This window comes from Roseobacter sp. MH60115 (genome assembly GCF_015644665.1).
Lineage (GTDB): Bacteria > Pseudomonadota > Alphaproteobacteria > Rhodobacterales > Rhodobacteraceae > Roseobacter.
In genome coordinates, this window is sequence record NZ_JADOBQ010000003.1 from 46,602 (window position 1) to 62,796 (window position 16,195).

At 59.1% G+C, this 16,195-nt stretch carries 14 protein-coding genes; 1 reads left to right on the forward strand and 13 read right to left on the reverse strand.

All coding sequences use genetic code 11. The features are described from left to right. Window positions 1–4: 4 nt before the first annotated feature. Complete coding sequence (locus ISX84_RS10630; RefSeq protein WP_195820352.1) at window positions 5–1,618, reverse strand: L,D-transpeptidase family protein; 1,614 nt, start codon at window positions 1,616–1,618, stop codon at window positions 5–7. Between the two features lie 303 nt (window positions 1,619–1,921). On the opposite strand from ISX84_RS10630, the gene ISX84_RS10635 reads away from it, so the two are divergent. Further along, window positions 1,922–2,491: a YcbK family protein gene (locus ISX84_RS10635; protein ID WP_195820353.1), complete on the forward strand. Its 570-nt coding sequence runs from the start codon at window positions 1,922–1,924 to the stop codon at window positions 2,489–2,491. A 470-nt stretch (window positions 2,492–2,961) separates the two neighbouring features. Here the strand turns inward: ISX84_RS10635 and ISX84_RS10640 are convergent, their stop codons facing one another. From ISX84_RS10640 to ISX84_RS10695, 12 genes are all read right to left on the reverse strand, one after another. Beyond that, window positions 2,962–3,609 carry a response regulator transcription factor gene (locus ISX84_RS10640; RefSeq protein ID WP_195820354.1) on the reverse strand — a complete coding sequence of 216 codons (648 nt, stop codon included), beginning with the start codon at window positions 3,607–3,609 and terminating at the stop codon, window positions 2,962–2,964. Further along, window positions 3,593–5,938, reverse strand: coding sequence for a cache domain-containing protein (locus tag ISX84_RS10645; protein ID WP_195820355.1), 2,346 nt, complete (start codon window positions 5,936–5,938; stop codon window positions 3,593–3,595). The genes ISX84_RS10640 and ISX84_RS10645 overlap by 17 nt, the downstream gene beginning before the upstream one ends. 195 nt (window positions 5,939–6,133) lie before the next feature. Beyond that, on the reverse strand, window positions 6,134–6,655 hold the full coding sequence (locus tag ISX84_RS10650) for a GAF domain-containing protein (protein ID WP_195820356.1): 522 nt from the start codon (window positions 6,653–6,655) through the stop codon (window positions 6,134–6,136). A 200-nt stretch (window positions 6,656–6,855) separates the two neighbouring features. Further along, window positions 6,856–7,623 (reverse strand): hypothetical protein, encoded by a 768-nt coding sequence (locus tag ISX84_RS10655; protein WP_195820357.1) that lies wholly within the window; start codon window positions 7,621–7,623, stop codon window positions 6,856–6,858. Further along, window positions 7,611–8,993 carry a hypothetical protein gene (locus ISX84_RS10660; protein WP_195820358.1) on the reverse strand — a complete coding sequence of 461 codons (1,383 nt, stop codon included), beginning with the start codon at window positions 8,991–8,993 and terminating at the stop codon, window positions 7,611–7,613. The genes ISX84_RS10655 and ISX84_RS10660 overlap by 13 nt, the downstream gene beginning before the upstream one ends. A gap of 3 nt (window positions 8,994–8,996) precedes the next feature. Continuing rightward, the gene (locus ISX84_RS10665; RefSeq protein ID WP_195820359.1) at window positions 8,997–9,431 is read right to left on the reverse strand and encodes a hypothetical protein; all 435 of its coding nucleotides are present in this window, start codon (window positions 9,429–9,431) and stop codon (window positions 8,997–8,999) included. A gap of 31 nt (window positions 9,432–9,462) precedes the next feature. After that, a complete protein-coding gene (locus ISX84_RS10670; protein WP_195820360.1) occupies window positions 9,463–10,716 on the reverse strand; it encodes a hypothetical protein in 1,254 nt (417 codons plus the stop codon). 16 nt (window positions 10,717–10,732) lie between these two features. Continuing rightward, window positions 10,733–12,223, reverse strand: coding sequence for a caspase family protein (locus ISX84_RS10675; RefSeq protein WP_195820361.1), 1,491 nt, complete (start codon window positions 12,221–12,223; stop codon window positions 10,733–10,735). Window position 12,224: 1 nt separating this feature from the next. Next, window positions 12,225–13,757 carry a caspase family protein gene (locus ISX84_RS10680; protein WP_195820362.1) on the reverse strand — a complete coding sequence of 511 codons (1,533 nt, stop codon included), beginning with the start codon at window positions 13,755–13,757 and terminating at the stop codon, window positions 12,225–12,227. 2 nt (window positions 13,758–13,759) lie between these two features. Continuing rightward, window positions 13,760–14,689, reverse strand: a complete 930-nt coding sequence (locus ISX84_RS10685) for an OmpA family protein (protein ID WP_195820363.1) — start codon at window positions 14,687–14,689, stop codon at window positions 13,760–13,762. Then, window positions 14,686–15,558, reverse strand: a complete 873-nt coding sequence (locus ISX84_RS10690) for a serine protease (RefSeq protein ID WP_195820364.1) — start codon at window positions 15,556–15,558, stop codon at window positions 14,686–14,688. Before ISX84_RS10690 ends, ISX84_RS10685 begins: the two co-directional genes overlap by 4 nt. Beyond that, entirely contained in the window at window positions 15,551–16,183 is a 633-nt protein-coding gene (locus tag ISX84_RS10695; RefSeq protein WP_195820365.1) for a DUF4384 domain-containing protein, read from the reverse strand. The genes ISX84_RS10690 and ISX84_RS10695 overlap by 8 nt, the downstream gene beginning before the upstream one ends. Window positions 16,184–16,195 lie beyond the last annotated feature (12 nt).

The window sequence follows — 16,195 nt, forward strand, 5'->3', positions numbered from 1 at the left end:
AGATTTACCCCTGAACGGCGCGCAGCGCCACCCCTGCTTTGGACAGAGCATCCCAGATACGTCCGTCCCGTCCGTAGATGTCACGGCGGAACTGGGTTTGGCCTTTCCCGTCCACGAATGCGGTGCGGTAGATGATATGCACCGGCACGGGTTGCTTTAGATCGACCTGCTGTTCCTTGCCGGTGGCCAGACGCGCCTGGAAGAATCCTTCCGGATCGCTGGTCTGCTTGGCGAGCAGCGCATAGGCGAAATCAAACGGATCCGCGAGGCGGATGCAGCCGTGGCTGTAGGCGCGCACTTCGCGGCCAAAGAGGTTCTTGGCGGGCGTGTCATGCAGGTAGATGTTGTATTTGTTCGGGAACATGAACTTTACCAGACCCAGCGCATTGCCACGGCTGGGGGGCTGACGCATCGCAAAGGGGAAGGTGCGCGCCGTGAACTGGGTGAAATCCACCGCCGACCGGTCGATGCGGCGCCCGTTCCGATCCGTGATCTCGATGTGGTTCACGGCGTTCGGGTTGGCCTGCAGCTCCGGCAGATACTCCTTGGTCACGATGGAGCGGGGCACATACCAGCTGGGATTGATCACCATGAACTCCATCACGTCGGAGAACTCCGGGGACTGGCGGTCGCGTTCGCGGTGGCCAATGACGGACCGCGTCTCAAAGGTGACTTTGCCGTTGTCGATGATCTTGGCGGTGAAATCGGTGAGGTTGACCTCGATGTGGCGCTTGCCCCGTTCCTGGTTCAGCCAGCGTTCGCGTTCCATGGCAACGATGACGGACTGCAGGCGTTCCTGCACGGAGACGTTGACTTCGGTCATCGTGCCGGGGCCCGCCACACCGTCCTGGGCCAGACCATGGGCGCGCTGGAACTGCTGAACGGCGGCGGTCATCTTTGCGTCATAGCTCTGACCGGCGTTTCGCTTTAGAAAGCCCATGCGCACAAGACGATCCCGCAGCGCCACGACGGCCGTACCCGATGCGCCGGGTTTGAGGGTTTTCGCGGGAACCGTCGGCCCCCACCCGCCCTTCGCCAGCAGGCGTTCAAGGCGCAGTTTCTCTTTCATCAACGCGGTGTATTCGTGGGTCTTGGGGGCCAAAGCGCGAAAGAACCCCTTGGGCGAAGATTTCGCAAAATTCACAAGATATGAGGTGCGATCCCGGTAGGGAACCTTGCGCACGATAGCCTTGTCCACGCGGCTGGGGATCAGCACACCGGTCTGCAGATCACGGGCGAATTGCAGAAAGACGCGGCTGATCTCAACTTCGAGCAGTCCCAGATCCCGTGGCGTGCGGGCCGCCTTCATCTTGGCCTGCAGCCCCTCAACGTCATATCGCGCAGCGGGCAGACCGTGATCTCCGGCGGCGTTCAAGGCCTGGAGAAGGGCGGCACGTCTATTCCGGTCACGCCCCTTGCCGGTCCAGATACCTTCATAGCCATTGGCCTGATAGAAGGCCGCGATATCTTTGTCGCGCGCGGCGCTTTCCGCGACCGCTTGTTTAAATGCGGTGACCTGCGCCGCAACGGGGGTCGGTGTCACGTAACTGAAGAGCGCCAGCAGCAACCCCGTCAGAGCAAAGATCAAGGACCGATTGCGTAGAACCAAAGAAGACATAGAACCCCCGCTCAGGAAAATAATCGTTACGGTTTTGACCGCCCGTCCGAACCATGTCCAATAACATTTCGGCTTTCGGTCAAGGAAAGGTGAAATTGATGCATGCGCGCATCGCCCCAGCAAAATTTGCGCCCCCTTCTTATTATTGGCGATATTTTGCCTAAAATTGCGCAAAAACAGATGCTCTCCCTTTCAGCACTTGGTTAACAATCGGGGCTATGACATACCCATGTTGCATCTGGGGAAGAGATGACACCCCCGTGTAACATCACGGGTAAAGGCAGAATACGGGGCGAAGACCACATGACGATTGACGGTTCATCGAGCATGTCCCGCCGTGCGCTTCTGGGCGCATTCGCGGCGACAGCGATCACAGCAGCACCAACATTCGCAAACGCGGCGGGCTTTCTGCGCGGCGGGGGCGACATCCGACGGATCAAGATGTATTCCGGCAGGACCGGCGAACGCATCGATATGATCTACTGGATCGAGGGCAACTACGTCCGCGAAGCAGTCAAGGAAATCAACCACTTCATGCGGGATTGGCGCACCGACGGCGTCAAGTCCATGGACCTGCGCACGATCGACATCATGTCGGCCGCGCACAACCTGCTGGATGCCACGGAGCCCTACATGCTTCTCTCTGGCTACCGCAGTCCGCAAACCAACGCGATGCTGCGCTCGCGCAGCCGGGGCGTGGCCAAAAACTCGCTGCACATGAAAGGCCAGGCGGCCGACCTGCGTTTGTCGAGCCGATCGGTTGGTCAGGTGGCGCGCGCCGCGGCGGCCTGCAAGGGCGGCGGTGTTGGTAAATACTCGCGGTCCAATTTCGTGCATATGGACTGCGGCGTTGTGCGCACCTGGGGGCGCTGAAAACCGCTTATTCCGTAAAAATCGAGACGTTGAAAGCGACCCTAGGGTCGCTTTTTTTGTGCAATTCTCGGCATTGTTCTCCGCGGTGACGTCGGGATTATCGCTCGTAAACCCGACCTCTAGAATGGTCCCCGGATAGTCGTTGCCATCGAATGCGCGGTCATCTGGGGAGGAGGAGACAGACCGGGATCGAGCAAGGCGACTTTTCGGCGGCATCCGGTGCGTTGCAACCCGCCAGTGTGCAGTGGATTGCAACGCTCTTCCGGCTAGCCCAAGCGATACACACTTGAATCCTTGTTCCGGATGCGAAAATGGAACTTCAAATGAGCAGCTAGTTAAAAGCAAAACGTCAGTACTCGTTACTCGGCTACACGTAACTGTGCACACGATATCCAACACCCACACTGTGCACCGTTCATGCGCGAAAAGCGTCCTTGGGTAAATTCGTGTGATTGCCTAGGTAGATTTACCTATGTCCGTTTTTCGGGGTTTTCGAAAAGCTTCGTGGTGTTCGACAAATCGACAAGTTCTGCGACCGAGTTGACCCGCATCTTCTCCAGGATGCGGGCGCGGTGGTGATCCACAGTACGCGGGCTGATGTCCAATTGCCGCGCGACGTCCTTGCTCGATGCACTTGACGGGTTGGAAACGAAAAGCCCGGCGATCTCGCGTTCGCGCTCCGTCAGCTTTTCGAACCTCGCGCGGGCGTTGCGCGCCTTGTCCTGACCCTGACGGCGCTGCGCGTCGAGTTCAAGGGCCGTGTCGATCTGCTTGATCAACGCTTCCTGTCGAAAAGGTTTCTCCAGAAAATCGATGGCGCCCAGCTTCATCGCCTGCACGGTCTCCGGCACCCCGCCATGCCCCGTGATGAAAATCACCGGCAACGAATAGCCGCGTACGACCATCAGCTTTTGCAGTTCAAGCCCGGACATCTCCGGCATGCCGTAATCCAGGATCAGGCAGCCGGATTGTTCCGCATCATACCCGTCCAGAAACGCTTGCGCCGACGCGAAGACGCAGGTATTGTACCCGCGGGTACGCAGGGCGCGGGACAAGGAGGTGCGAATATCCTCGTCGTCGTCGACAATGAAAACGCAAGGATCAGGCGCTGAATTCATCAAGTTTCTCATTCACCGTCTTGGGGACCAGAGGGGGCAGCGTAAAGCAGAACTGCGAATGGCCTTTATTGTCCTGCTGGTACCACAGCTTACCCCCGTGCGAGTCAATGATGGACCGACAAATCGACAGGCCCAGTCCCATACCGTCTTCCTTGGTGGTCTCGAACTGCTCGAAGAGATTGGCCTCTGGATCAAAGCCGGGCCCCGTATCTGTGATCGATATGGTGAGGCCCTCATTGGTTTCCTGCCCCCGCAGCCAGACAATGCGCTCTGATACATCACTGTCTCCGATGGCCTCAATGGCATTGCGCAGCAGGTTCAACAAGACCTGCGCAATCTGAACGCGGGATCCATAGACGGGTTCTACGTTGCGAATGTCGATCCGAATGCCGATGCCATTCTCCTTGGCCTCCGAGCGTACCAGATGCAGCGTTTGTTCCAACAGTTCCTCAAAGTCGAATTCGGCCTTTTCGACCCCGTCCTTCTTTACGAACCCGCGCAGGGCCCGGATGATATCCCCTGCCCGATGCGCATGTCGGTCCGTTTCCTCCAGAATGGTTTTCAGCTGTTCAGGATCGCCGGACTTGTCCTTGAGCGCAAAGAGCGCGGCATCCATGTTCTGGGTGATCGCCAGAAGCGGCTGGTTCAGCTCATGCGCCAGGCTGGTGGCCATTTGCCCCATCACGTTCACCCGCGAGGAATGCGACAAGTCGCGGTTGAGCCGCTGGATCTTGCGTTCGGCATCCTTGCGTTCGGTGATGTCATCAACCGTCACGACGGCGTGGCGCGACTGGCCTGCGTCATCCCGGATTACAATCACGTTCTCACTCACCCAGATGACACCGCCATCTTTGCACAAAAGCCGCTTTTCATGCAGGTACTCGGATCGTTTCTGGCCGCCATCTTCGAAAAAGAAACCGGCCACCGGGTCATCGGGATGCGAAATGTCATGGGCCGTCAGAGACAGGATTTCATCCGCATCATATCCCAGCATCGATGCAAACCTGCTGTTCACGCGCATGATCCGCCCGGTTTTAGCTTCGATCTGGGCCATCCCCCGCGAGGCCAGGTCGAATGTGCGGCCGAATTCGGTTTCGGACTTCTTGCGCTCGGCGATAGCCTGCACCAGCGTCTCATTGGCGCGTTGCAGTTCGCGGTAGGTATTGGGCAGCGGCTCGGACGCGGAAACCTCGCCCTGCGACACCAGCGAAGACCGCACCGCAAAGGCGCGCACGGGTTTGTGGATATAGTTGGCCAGGATCAGGCCGAAGACACCGGAGATCAGGGCAATCAAGGCCGCGATCCAGACATTCAGCGTCCGGTTGGCCTTGATCTCGCCGGTGAAGTCGGCTTCGGGCGCGTAAACCGCAATGGTCCAGGGCAATTCCTCACTGATCACCGGCATCACCGTCGAGACATATGTGGCATCGCCGTACTCGAACCGGGATGAGACCTCGCGTTCGACCGAGACCTCATCGCCTCTGATCAAGGGGCCGAATGCGGCCTGCGCCACCGGATCACCGATCTCGTTGATGCTGACAAAGCGAAAGGTGCCATCTGCATTTGCCGTACTGATGAGGTCCTGGTTGGGGTGTGCGATCACGTCGCCATTCCGGTTCAGGATCAAGGCCTTGCCGCTCTCCCCGATGTTGAGCCGGGACAGGAACTCCGAGATCGCCTCGATCCCGATATCGACCCCCACAACCCCCTGTATCTGCCCGCTCTCGAGAAATACGGGCGAGGCGGCGGTGATGCCTGGCGTTTGCGACGTGAAGAAAATGTATGGATCCGTCCAGATGCTGGCGCGTTCGGCAGAGGCTGTCTGGTACCAAAGGCGCGTGCGCGGATCATAGGTGTCCAGCGGATCCTGGCTTCTGAGCACTTCTGCATATCCGTTGTCGCGCCAGATCAGCTCGACAAAGCGGGTGTTCTCTTCCTGACGGATGATCTTGGTTCGAAAGGGCGCCGGCCCGGAACTGCGCATCACGTAGACAAAACTACCCGTCTCGTCGCCATAGAAGACGCCAGCAAACTGCGGCGATATCTGCAGTTGCTGAAACAGGAGTTTCTCAAGCTGTTCAAAGTTATCGCTTGCGATGACCTGGCTTTCCGCGAGCCGCGTGGCCAGTTCGGCGGCCCCCTTGGCCGGTTTCAGAAAACCTCTGGAATGCTCGATCGTATTGGTGCCCACATCGCGCAGCAGGTGGCGCGCATGATCCAGCAACACTTTCTCGGAGGTGAGAAAGGAGGAAAATACCACGATTGTCACCGCAACGAATTGCAGCCCGGCAAGACAAAGCGCCAGCATGAGGCCGAGTGAGAGTTTCACGACAGAGCCCGCCTGTCGAAAGGCGTCGCGCTGTCGGATACTGCGGAAATGCGGTGTTTCACGGCACGCGTGCGAAAAGACACGCGCCCGTTTGTGCAGAGTGCACCTGCCCTGCCCCCGATCTTACTGTTTTTTATCATCCCGGTCCGAGATTCGTTGTCATTCGATACCCCTTACCCTGTATGTTACATAATTTCAGGGTTGCGAAAGTCGCCGCGCTTCAAATTGAGCGACAATTCGCCTCACAATACGGATATCGCGATCAGTCCACCATCGTGCGGTTGTATCCACCGTGCAAATCACTCCGATAAGCTGTTCTTGGGGGCCACGCAGAGGCGCTCCGGCAAACGACCGTATCCTGTGACCCGATAGAATACTGTCACGGCGGATCAGCGGATGAGCGTAGATATCATCAATTCTGAGCACATCCCGCAGCGTTGTGGCCTGCTTGGCCAGCAGCAAGGATTGTGCACGCAGAATGTCGTCATGTGTGCAGCAGGCTTCTGGTAAACCACGTGAAGATGCCATCTGAAGAGATTGATATGAAAACAGAAATGATGCAGTGGACTGGAGCTGTGCGGTCATGAGATGCGGCAGTATCCGTGCCTCCGCGCCAAGCGGGTCGATATCGAACACCCGCGCATCCATGCGGTCATCCAGCACGGTGTCGCCCTCTTCAGTGGACGGGTGGCGGACCGATGGGGAGAGCGTTTTCATGGCGTGCCTTCCAAATCGGATTGGACAAGGCATTCTGCCTGACGTTGTCTGCCGGGAGAATAGGCAGAACTGCCTAGGTAAAATCGCCTAGCGCTTTGCGTGGGCCTCCCCAAATGGTCGCTTGGCTTTTTGAGGCCCGGCGGCCCTGGCGGAGCACGTGCGAACAGGCAAGGACGGCGGTTGTCGTCACTCGCTGCGCGTTATCCGATGCTGCGAACTGACACTGTGCATTCCGCTGCATTGCCTATTCCGGGTGGCGCAACGGTATTGGCCGTGCCTCTGGATTGCGGGAACTCACCGCCTTGCAGATCAGAGGAGTCCTTGGGCGGTGTCAGACGCAGCAAAACATCGTTGGGTGATGACAAACGCTGCGACGGAGGCACACGTCTATAGGTGTCTTGCGGTGAATTGCGCGTCAACACCTCGGGGTGTGCGCTGATGTGGGATGCGGGTTCAAAACTGATCTCTGCCCTGTCGGGCAACCGCAGTGTCTCTCCGCTGCCAAGCGCAACCGTCACCATGCCACCGCCCAGGTCTTGCGGGAAGTGAAAATGCACATGCCAAAGGCAATGCCATGGCCGCACCTGCTGCGCCGATCTCATTTCCACAAGCACGCGGTCCGGGCCGAGGTTTGGTTGCGCCCGGCTCGCAATGATGGGAATGCCCTTCCGATCAAAGAAATTCTTTATGACGGTGTTGCGCTTGGGGCCCAATTGGTCGGCGTCAAAATAGGTTTCGGCGTCATGAACCACGCCAAAACTGACGTCGGGCCGATCCACGAAGGTGGTTTGCAGCATTTTGAGCCTGTCCACATAGAGATTAAGCTCTGCGTTCGAAGACGACTGAAGCTGCAGGCCCGTGGGCACGAAATCCAGGGAGAAAACCGAACTGCTGACTTGATCCGCATGCGCGGGATGTGGCGCAGCGACAGAAAGCCAGGCAACCGCAAGAAGGATCAGCTTTCGCATCTGACGACTCTTTGGTTGTCGGGCGCGATGGCTTCAAACGGAATCTCGATATAAGAACCGCGGATGTTGGCCAACCAGCGTGCCTGGGCGTTGAGCCGTGTTTCCTGTGGAGCGTTCTCAAAGGTTTCGCGGACCCCTTGGTCCAGGCGGTTGGTGTTGAACCCGCCCAACTGGCGTGACAGCGCGACGATTTTCATTTCCTCTTCGGGAGGTTGCACCGGGAAAGCGGCACCGAAGCTCAGCCTGCCGTTCACCTTGCGGATCGGCGTCGCACCCGCGTCGGCCTCCGTGTTGAGCGCTTGTTTGGGTTCGAATATTTTGGGCTGGGATTTCTCGCCGATCACAACAAACACCGCAGAAAAAAGACTTTTGGGCAACATCGTCTGACTTGTTTCGATGTTGACCGAAACATAATCCTCAAACTGTACCAAGGACAATCCGGTTTTCGTGGTGCAGGGCGGCACAGGCCGAAAGGTTTTGGCGCCCTTTTCATCAGCAACCGAGGCGCGCAGGACCGTCGGCGTGGGGAGAGGTCCGAGGAAATAGTCAATCTTTCCCGGGCTCAGGTCCACCGGTTGCAACGCGGCCGCCATGAACGCCACAAAACCGAGGACCGCCAGGACACCGGCACGCATCATGCCCTCCTTGGCGTCAAAACGCGGTTTGACAGCCCCCAGATGACGCGCTCCTTCGGCAAGGCTGCGCAATGGCGTCACGGTCAGTTCGACGCCAATTGCGGCGGCTCTTGTTCTGGCCCGCTCAATCTCTTCCCGGTACGCCTCAACGGTCAAGCTGCCGTCCACCGTGCGCGCTGGAACAAAGAGCGTTGCATGCTTGCCCCACGGCCCGACCTTGTGTCGTTCCAGCCATGTCGTGACGGCCTCGAATTTCTGTGAAAGGCCCTCGACCGGGCCAACCGGCCCATCGTTGGGATGAACGCTGTCGAAATTCGACCCCTCCAGAGACCCGGTTGCGAAAAACACGCCCGGTTTGCGGCCGCGTTCCAAAAGGCAAAGCGACAAGGCCAGACCAAGTTCCGCACTGCTTGCATTCCGGGGGTCCAATCCACGGGCCTGGCGCGAGTCGAGCGGCGTCATCACGGTGTTTGGAGAGCTTGGCCGGGTTAGTCGCATGGGCAGGCCAAAGCGCCTTTTGGGCAGGGGCAACCGACGTACGATGTCCAACGCACGCTGTCCGGCTCCGGCAAGTTTGACGTCCAGCAACGGCACGATGGCGGGATCGAACCCACCCCGGGCTTCCGCAGCCCGGTCCGTGAACGCTGCCCTGATTTCACAAATCACACCGCCCACATCGCGTCCGGCGGCCGCCAGAGGCACAAGCACATCTACATAATGGGATGTCGTGGACACCGACTAGGCCTCGAGGCTAATCTGCCAGCCCGACATGAGCGCCCTGCGCACGTCGGGGGTGTCGGCCAGCAGAACCGATCCGCAGCCCATTTTGTCGAACCGGAAATCATAGTTCAGCAGCCCGTCCTGGCTGCGCACATTCGCAAAGCGTCCAGCCACCTCCTGAGCCCGTGTAAATCCCAAACTCTCGATCGACAGACGCAGGCTGTTTCCTTCGGCCTGCAGTTTAACGACCATGTTGTCGTCGTCAGGTGATGTTGTCTCTACCGGGAGGCTCGTGTCACTTGTTTTCGCGGCCATCGGCACAAAAGCCAGCACCTCCGTACGGGTGCCCAAGTCGTTTAGATGCTCATCTAGCTCCGCATGGGCTTGCGCAAATTTCACGTTCAGGCGGGCCACCAAGCCGGCCTTGGCAGTTTCTTTCCGAGTCTCATCCATTGGATTGGGTCCGTGTGTTTGGCCGGGCATGTCAAGACACCGCGGCAATCACGCGATCCTGCAAGTCATCAAGGGCGGCGCTCAGGTCTTCCAGGCGCGGATACTTGATGCGGATCGACGCATCGTTTTCATGTAAGTGTTGCAGTTTTTTGCCTTCTGCAACGGCGAAAAGAAGCAGCAGATCGACATCGTCAAGATCTCCCGATGTTTTGATATCTGCAAGCTTGTCCATAACGTCGGTATGGCTCGCAAGAGCCACCTCATCCGTGTCCTCTGCAACGCCCAGAATGCGCGGATCATCGGCATCCAACCGAACAACGCCATTCTTTTTCCCATTTGAAACAATAGCCTGACCGGCGGTCGATGTCAGAAAATCGTCAAAGCTCATTCGCTTGAGGATGGGCCTATTCTCCCACGCCTGGCGAAAATCATCAACGGTCGGCGTCTGACGTCCTGCGGTCTCGGCCAGGCTCTGTGCTTCTTTCACAAGGGCAAGAGCGGTCAGGGCCTGGGAGACGGAAAGCGTAGCGAGCCCGCGTCCCTCCTCTTTGGCCTCATCGTCGATCCAGGCCGGGGGCGACAGGCCCAAAAGGCGTAACGCGTCCCAATGCCTGTTGGCGACATTGAATGCCCGCGCGAAGAGATGCACCAGATTATCGGCGTCGTCCCCGCTGAATTCATCACAGATCTCGGGGGCGGCACGCATCGCATCCCAGAGCGACAGGGCATCAATAACCTCACAGCTGCCCATACCGATGCGTATCCAAAGCGGCCCGGCCTCTCGCCGTGCTTTCAACGTGCCTTCCGGGTTCCCCTTTTGGGTCTTGATCCGTGCCAGCGCAGCCTTGGAGGGCTGGGCCACCTTGGGAACCTGATCATCCGGCAAGGGCTGGGACATTGCCCTGTCCATCGCCACGTCAGGCCAGCCATGACCCTGCTTGCAGAGGCTTAGCAGCACATTGTGTGCTTCGTGAACGGACTGGCTGGAATGAACCTGCCGCGGGCCATCCAGAACATGTTTCATCCATAACCCGGCACCGATCTCTGCATCTTCGAACTGATCGCGATTGTAAGCGGTTCGATACTCGTCACGGGGCTTTTCCAGCCCTAGCTCTTCCAGGCCCACCAAGGTGATCTGATAATATCGCTGCGTCAGAATTCTGCGAAATTCCCGGTCCAGGAACCAGGGCTCCAGTCGCACAGTCACCTGCCCTTTCGCGGGTTGGAACAGCGTCTTGGCAACCCGTGCGGCAAATCTTTCAGCAGGTCGTTTGTATCCAGCCATAGGTATGCGCTCCGACTTAAAACTTGTACGGCAATTGCGCGATCCCGAATTCGACTTTTCGGTTTTCGCTGTCGTTGTGCCAGGTTCCGTTTAACTCGCGCATCAACTCACCAAAAAATGTCATCGGATCCTGGATCGGCGTCAAATCCCTGTTGCGTTGACTTAACTCTTCGACAAGCCCGCGATCATGCACGACGAGGGCCAACAGCGTGCCGGACCCGCTGGGGATCCGGAAGTTCGCCCTGGTATAGGCATCTGGGATACGCAGCACGCGGTTTGCCGCCACCGGTGTGTTCTTGGCAAAGGCACGGCTGGGGAAGAGTTGCATGACCTGTCCACCGTCCCGCAGGTCAAACAGCAGCACTTCACCGTCCCGGTCCGAGGATATCTCAAAGGCCACGATGTCGTTGCCCCTGATCGGCCCGGACTTGCCCGGGTCCATATGCACCAACGAGAGCTGCGCATCCTCGCGGCCACCGGTGAGCAGGTCCAGCATCTGCGCGACGCTTGGTGCGGTGACGGGTTGGGGATTGTCCTCCGGCCACTCAACCACCGAGAGGATGCGCGAGACCGGCGGCGCGGAAAGCTGCGGGGTAAACCCCTTGGACTGACATTCAAAATCCGTTTTACAAAAGGCATCCGCCTCAGCGGCCAGATAGCTCAGCAACTCTTCGCGGCTGGTGGTTCCGTTCTGGTTGGTGTCCGCCGTACCCTCGCGTAGCGCGGTTGCGAAGTGATAGGAGAAAACGCCGTGAGAGCGGCCGTCGATCATGGTCTCCCAGGCCAGTTGATAAGGTGCGGAGGCCGACCAGACCTCCAGCCTCTGTTTGGGTGGCACCTGAATGTCACCGATCAGGCCGGTGTCGCGCCGTAGAACGCCACCATCCGGCACAAGCGTACTTCGTGAGCTGCTGCCATCCGCCTGAGGGCGGGAGATCGGTGCGACAAACCGGGCGCGCTGCGACGGCGCAGAAGCGGTTCCGGCAAGAGAGCGCGACACGGTACCGGAATGGCAGGCATCCACCAGCATTGTGACCCGGCGGTCGGCCAGCTGGTCAAGCATGCGTCCGATCTCGTCGTCGGTGACCAGACCGGCAAGGGGGTCGGACCTGTCGTAGTCAACCATCACGAGGGCCTCGTCCATGCCTTCGGGCCCCTCGTCCCCGCCGACCTCATCGTAGATCTGAGTTCCGTGTCCGGAGTAGTAGATGAAGACCCGATCATTCGCGCCTGTGCCTGCAATAAGCCAGTTCTGAAAGGCCGCGAGGACTGCAGGGCGCGATGCCTGCGCATCGCTCAGAACCAGAACCTCTTCCGGGGCAAAACCCATCTCGGTCTCGACGAGATCGCGCATCATGACCAGATCGTTGGCTGGCCCTTCCAATGGGGCGGCATCGCCACTGTAGGCGCCGATGCCGATCAACAGGGCACGATCTGCGGCCAGCGCCCATGTGCTGGCGAGTGTCGCGGCTGCCGCTGCTACCGCCATCAGGGATGCTCTTCTCATGCTAGCCTCTTTTCGTGAAAATGCTGATATGCCCGAAGGTGGCCCCGCCTTCGCCAAGGATGCGGGTCAGTATCGGGATGAATTCACCTGCAGGCATCGCCCACCTGAGGGCCTGACGCAGATCAACCGGTTCATAATCGGTGATGATGGCGATCAGTTCGTCCGCGCCATAAGGTTCGGCGGCGACCGCGTCAAAGGACAGGACTTCCCCAACGCGCAGCGGTCCGCGCTGACTGGGCTCAAACGGAAAAACCGCCTGCACTTCGCCGTTGTTGGCCAGGTTGAACACCGTCAGATATCGCCCGGTCAAGGGCCCCACTTCGACCGCGAACTCCTGACCTTCCGTCAATTCGCGGTGCCATGGGCGACCGTTGCGCAGGGTGGAAACCGTCGTCCCGTTGCGGATCATCCCTTCGCGGACAAGGTTCAATACGGAGAACTTGTCATCAACTTCGCCCAGTCGGTTTTCCGCGATGTCATAGCCCACGATTTCACCGGTGGCATCATGGACGTTGCCGGTCTCGCGATCCCAATAACTGCCCGGCTGTGCCGCGAGCGGCACCCGGTTCGGGTCGAATGACGCGGTCACATCGTCCCCGTTCTCGTCAATGCTCCAGGATGGAACCTCGTCACTGACCGGGGTTGATTTATCCGGCGTCAGAACATCGAAATCAGGGCCGTCCGATGGGTTTATTTCCGGCAAGTAGCGCGATCCGTTGAAACTCTTTGCAGTCCGGGGAATGAAGGTTTCAAGGTCATTCCGACCCAGCACACCATCTCCGTCGAGGTCCGCATCCATCGACAGGGCCCGCGCAAAGGCATAGCTGAGCGCGCCGTGATAGCGCCCGCCAATCGCCACTTCGATCACGGGTTCCGCTTCACGGCTGCCCGCCAGAAAAACCACGTTTTCAATGGTTTCCTCTTCGGTTTCCGCCAGTGCCTTGAGAGGTTTGCGCTCCACCTCGTCCTCAAACCCCAGCAGGTTTTTCAGAAAGCGGGCACGTCCCCCCCGGGTCAAGGTGCCTGAAAAGCAGCTGTCGGCCACAAACACCACCTGCACGTCCTTTGCGCCCGCTGCCAGGAACCATTGGTGCAGTTCGTCATCCACGATCTTTTCGCGCAGACCCGCTGGCGACTGCGGATCAAATCCGGGCAGCACCAGCATTTCATCCGTCACGTCATCGGGCTGAGACAGGCTCGCCTCATCGCCGTTGATATCCGGTGTCCGCGCGCCATGCCCGGAATAGGTCAGGATAATCGTATCGCCCGGTTGAGCCCGCTCCAGAAGGTCCTGCCAAGCACTGGAAATTGCATCATATGATGCATCGCCATCCAACAACACGCGCAACTCGCTCACGCCGAAATCCTGAAGGGCCGTTGCAATCAAGCGCGCGTCATTCAACGCCCCCCCCAGATCGGGCTGCGTTTCATAATCGTCGATGCCAATGACCAGCGCGTAGTTGGCGGCCTGAACGGGCGCGGAAACGCTCAAGGCCAGCGCCATGGCCGCCGATGCCAGGAAACCCTTCGCCATGCCTATTGCTCCACCTTGATCACGTCCACCTCGACTCGCCGGCTCATCTGCCAGCGTTCTTCCTGGGAATAATTGAACGCGTCGTCCGGCTGAAAGAGCTCGCTCTCGCCGCGCCCTGCAACCTTCAGGGTCAACTGAAGGCCCCGGTTCTCAAGATAGGCTTTGACGGCTTGCGCCCGCCGTTCCGACAAATCCTGATTATAGGCGGCCTCGCCGCGCTCATCCGTGTGACCGATCACGGTAATGCTCTTGATCTCGGACGGTGTGAGGGCAGACAGACAGCTAAAAAGCTCTTCTGCGGCCTCGCTGCCCTTATCTGTCATCACCGTCTCGTTGGTCACGAATTGTATCGGGACGACCACCTCGGCAATCCAGGCATTGCTGGTTTGAAGCTGGCATGCCGGTCGACCGGGCAGGGTCACAAAGCCGCTGGCCAAAAGTCTTGTATCATTCACCTTGGCATTAATCGCCTGAAACACCTCCCTCGACGGCGCCAGATCCAGATAGGTCGACGCAGGATCGGCGAGCAGCTCTGCATCCTGCAGGGCAAGCTGGTAGCGCAATGCCGCCTCGTCGAAGTCACGGCGGTCGCGGGCGGCATCCCCGAGGACATTCTGGACCTGCCAGATGCCCGCAATATCCAAGGCCTCCCGCAAAAGCGGCAGGGCTTCTTCGTAGGATTGAGCCTCACGCACCGCCTTTTGCGACATCGCCAGCGCCAGCCAGCGCGAAATCTGCGCCCGCTCATCCGGGGTGCAGCCCTGGTCAAGGGCTGTCTCGCGCAGCGCGCCCAGACGGAACACATCTGCCGAGTTCAGCGACGCAATGAGGCTGTCGGCCTCCTGCAACGGTGCGCAGGCGGCGCGTGCCTTGTCGGGCTGGGCGACCAAACCCAAGCCAATTGCCACAAGCAAGCCCGTCAGCCTTCTCATTTCGTGACCTTCAGTATCCAGGGGACAAAAGCGGAAACACGCGTGTAAACACCATAGTTTCCCTGTCCATCACACCCTTCCGCGCCCCAGGCGACGACCCCGACCTGCACAAGACCGGTTGGGCCTTCGCGGATGACCAGGGGCCCGCCGCTATCTCCCTGGCAACTCGTTCTGTTGCCGGCCGGGTAGCCCGCGCAGAGCAATCCGCCTGTAAATTGGGCGCCGCGAAACTTGCTGATGAATTTGCGGCATTCGGATTCCGGCCGAATTCGCAGGTTCACGCCCAGCAAATCCTCGCTTGTTTTGCCGTCTTCGGTCACGCCGTAGCCGGTGACACGCGCGCAGGTGTAGTCGCCCATCAGGGCACGCTCCATCTGAGGCGATGCAAGCGTGATGATTGATGTGGGATCGACATCCAAGGGTCGCGCCAGTTTCAGAACCGCAATGTCCGAATTGCCGTTCTTGCCGTTGTAATCCGGATGGATGTAGAGATCCGACGCTGGTCTGATGTCCTTGTCTTCGACCATTTCCGAGACGTTATCCCCCCCGAATACGGCATAGACGGCATCTGGCTTTGCCGGAACGATCCCGCTGGCGCTTTTGCTGGAAACACAATGCGCCGCCGTCAAAACAAAGCCTTGGCTGATGATGGAGCCGCCGCAGACGGACGACCCTTTCCCGTCAGGGGATTTGGTAATCAGGAAGATCTGATAGGGCGCGTCACTCTGGTTCACCGGCGCGCCGCCGATGACGCGGCTCACCGTTCGCCCGGTGCTGTCCTTGCAGGTAAAGGAAGACTGCGCCAGGGCGCCTCCTGTCATGGCAAGGCTGCAGAACGCCGCTGCCAGATGTCCGAACACCTTATTCATCTGTCAAATCTCCTTCGTTCGCGGCAACGACCCGGTACCGCAAAACAGTGGCGCTGTAGGGTGCCGACGCACTTCTGGAACTGGTTGATCCGTGGTCGGGAATGACCGGGATATCTTCAGGCGCAAACTGGCCCCCGAGGTCCGGGCTCCAGTGCAGATAGACCTCCGCAGGCGCCAGGGGCTCTTCCACCTGGAAACCATAACCCTGTTGGGCGTCACCAAGGCAAAGCTCTTGCCCGGCCTCCATCTTGCCCCCTTTTACCTTGCGCTCTTCAGGTGTGAGATCGTTGGGATAGATCCGCACCGGGCGCTGGCCATCCAGGGTGCGGGACCAGACCGACAGATAGCCGCTGCGCTTAGCCTTGGCACAGACCGCAACGAGGTCTCCCAAACTCAAATCCGGATTTGGGAAATCGACCTTGGCCCAGCTGTCGCTCTGGCGGTCATAAAGCTTGAGGTATGCCTGCAGGCTATCGCCCGCGGATCGCGACACCGGCACCTCGTTCGTGCGTTCCTGTGCGTGGGCGATCTGGGTGCCGAGCGTCATCGCAGCACCGACAATGGCAATGATGAGCAGAGCGAACGCCTTGGCGCTGCAAGGGAGGGATAGAGGTTTCCGGATCACGGGATATCTCCT

Coding starts and splice junctions, on each gene's coding strand:
- ISX84_RS10630 (WP_195820352.1), bottom strand. CDS start 1,618: ATGTCTTCTTTGGTTCTACGCAATCGGTCCTTGATCTTTGCTCTGACG.
- ISX84_RS10635 (WP_195820353.1), top strand. CDS start 1,922: ATGACGATTGACGGTTCATCGAGCATGTCCCGCCGTGCGCTTCTGGGC.
- ISX84_RS10640 (WP_195820354.1), bottom strand. CDS start 3,609: ATGAATTCAGCGCCTGATCCTTGCGTTTTCATTGTCGACGACGACGAG.
- ISX84_RS10650 (WP_195820356.1), bottom strand. CDS start 6,655: ATGAAAACGCTCTCCCCATCGGTCCGCCACCCGTCCACTGAAGAGGGC.
- ISX84_RS10655 (WP_195820357.1), bottom strand. CDS start 7,623: ATGCGAAAGCTGATCCTTCTTGCGGTTGCCTGGCTTTCTGTCGCTGCG.
- ISX84_RS10665 (WP_195820359.1), bottom strand. CDS start 9,431: ATGGATGAGACTCGGAAAGAAACTGCCAAGGCCGGCTTGGTGGCCCGC.
- ISX84_RS10670 (WP_195820360.1), bottom strand. CDS start 10,716: ATGGCTGGATACAAACGACCTGCTGAAAGATTTGCCGCACGGGTTGCC.
- ISX84_RS10675 (WP_195820361.1), bottom strand. CDS start 12,223: ATGAGAAGAGCATCCCTGATGGCGGTAGCAGCGGCAGCCGCGACACTC.
- ISX84_RS10680 (WP_195820362.1), bottom strand. CDS start 13,757: ATGGCGAAGGGTTTCCTGGCATCGGCGGCCATGGCGCTGGCCTTGAGC.
- ISX84_RS10685 (WP_195820363.1), bottom strand. CDS start 14,689: ATGAGAAGGCTGACGGGCTTGCTTGTGGCAATTGGCTTGGGTTTGGTC.
- ISX84_RS10690 (WP_195820364.1), bottom strand. CDS start 15,558: ATGAATAAGGTGTTCGGACATCTGGCAGCGGCGTTCTGCAGCCTTGCC.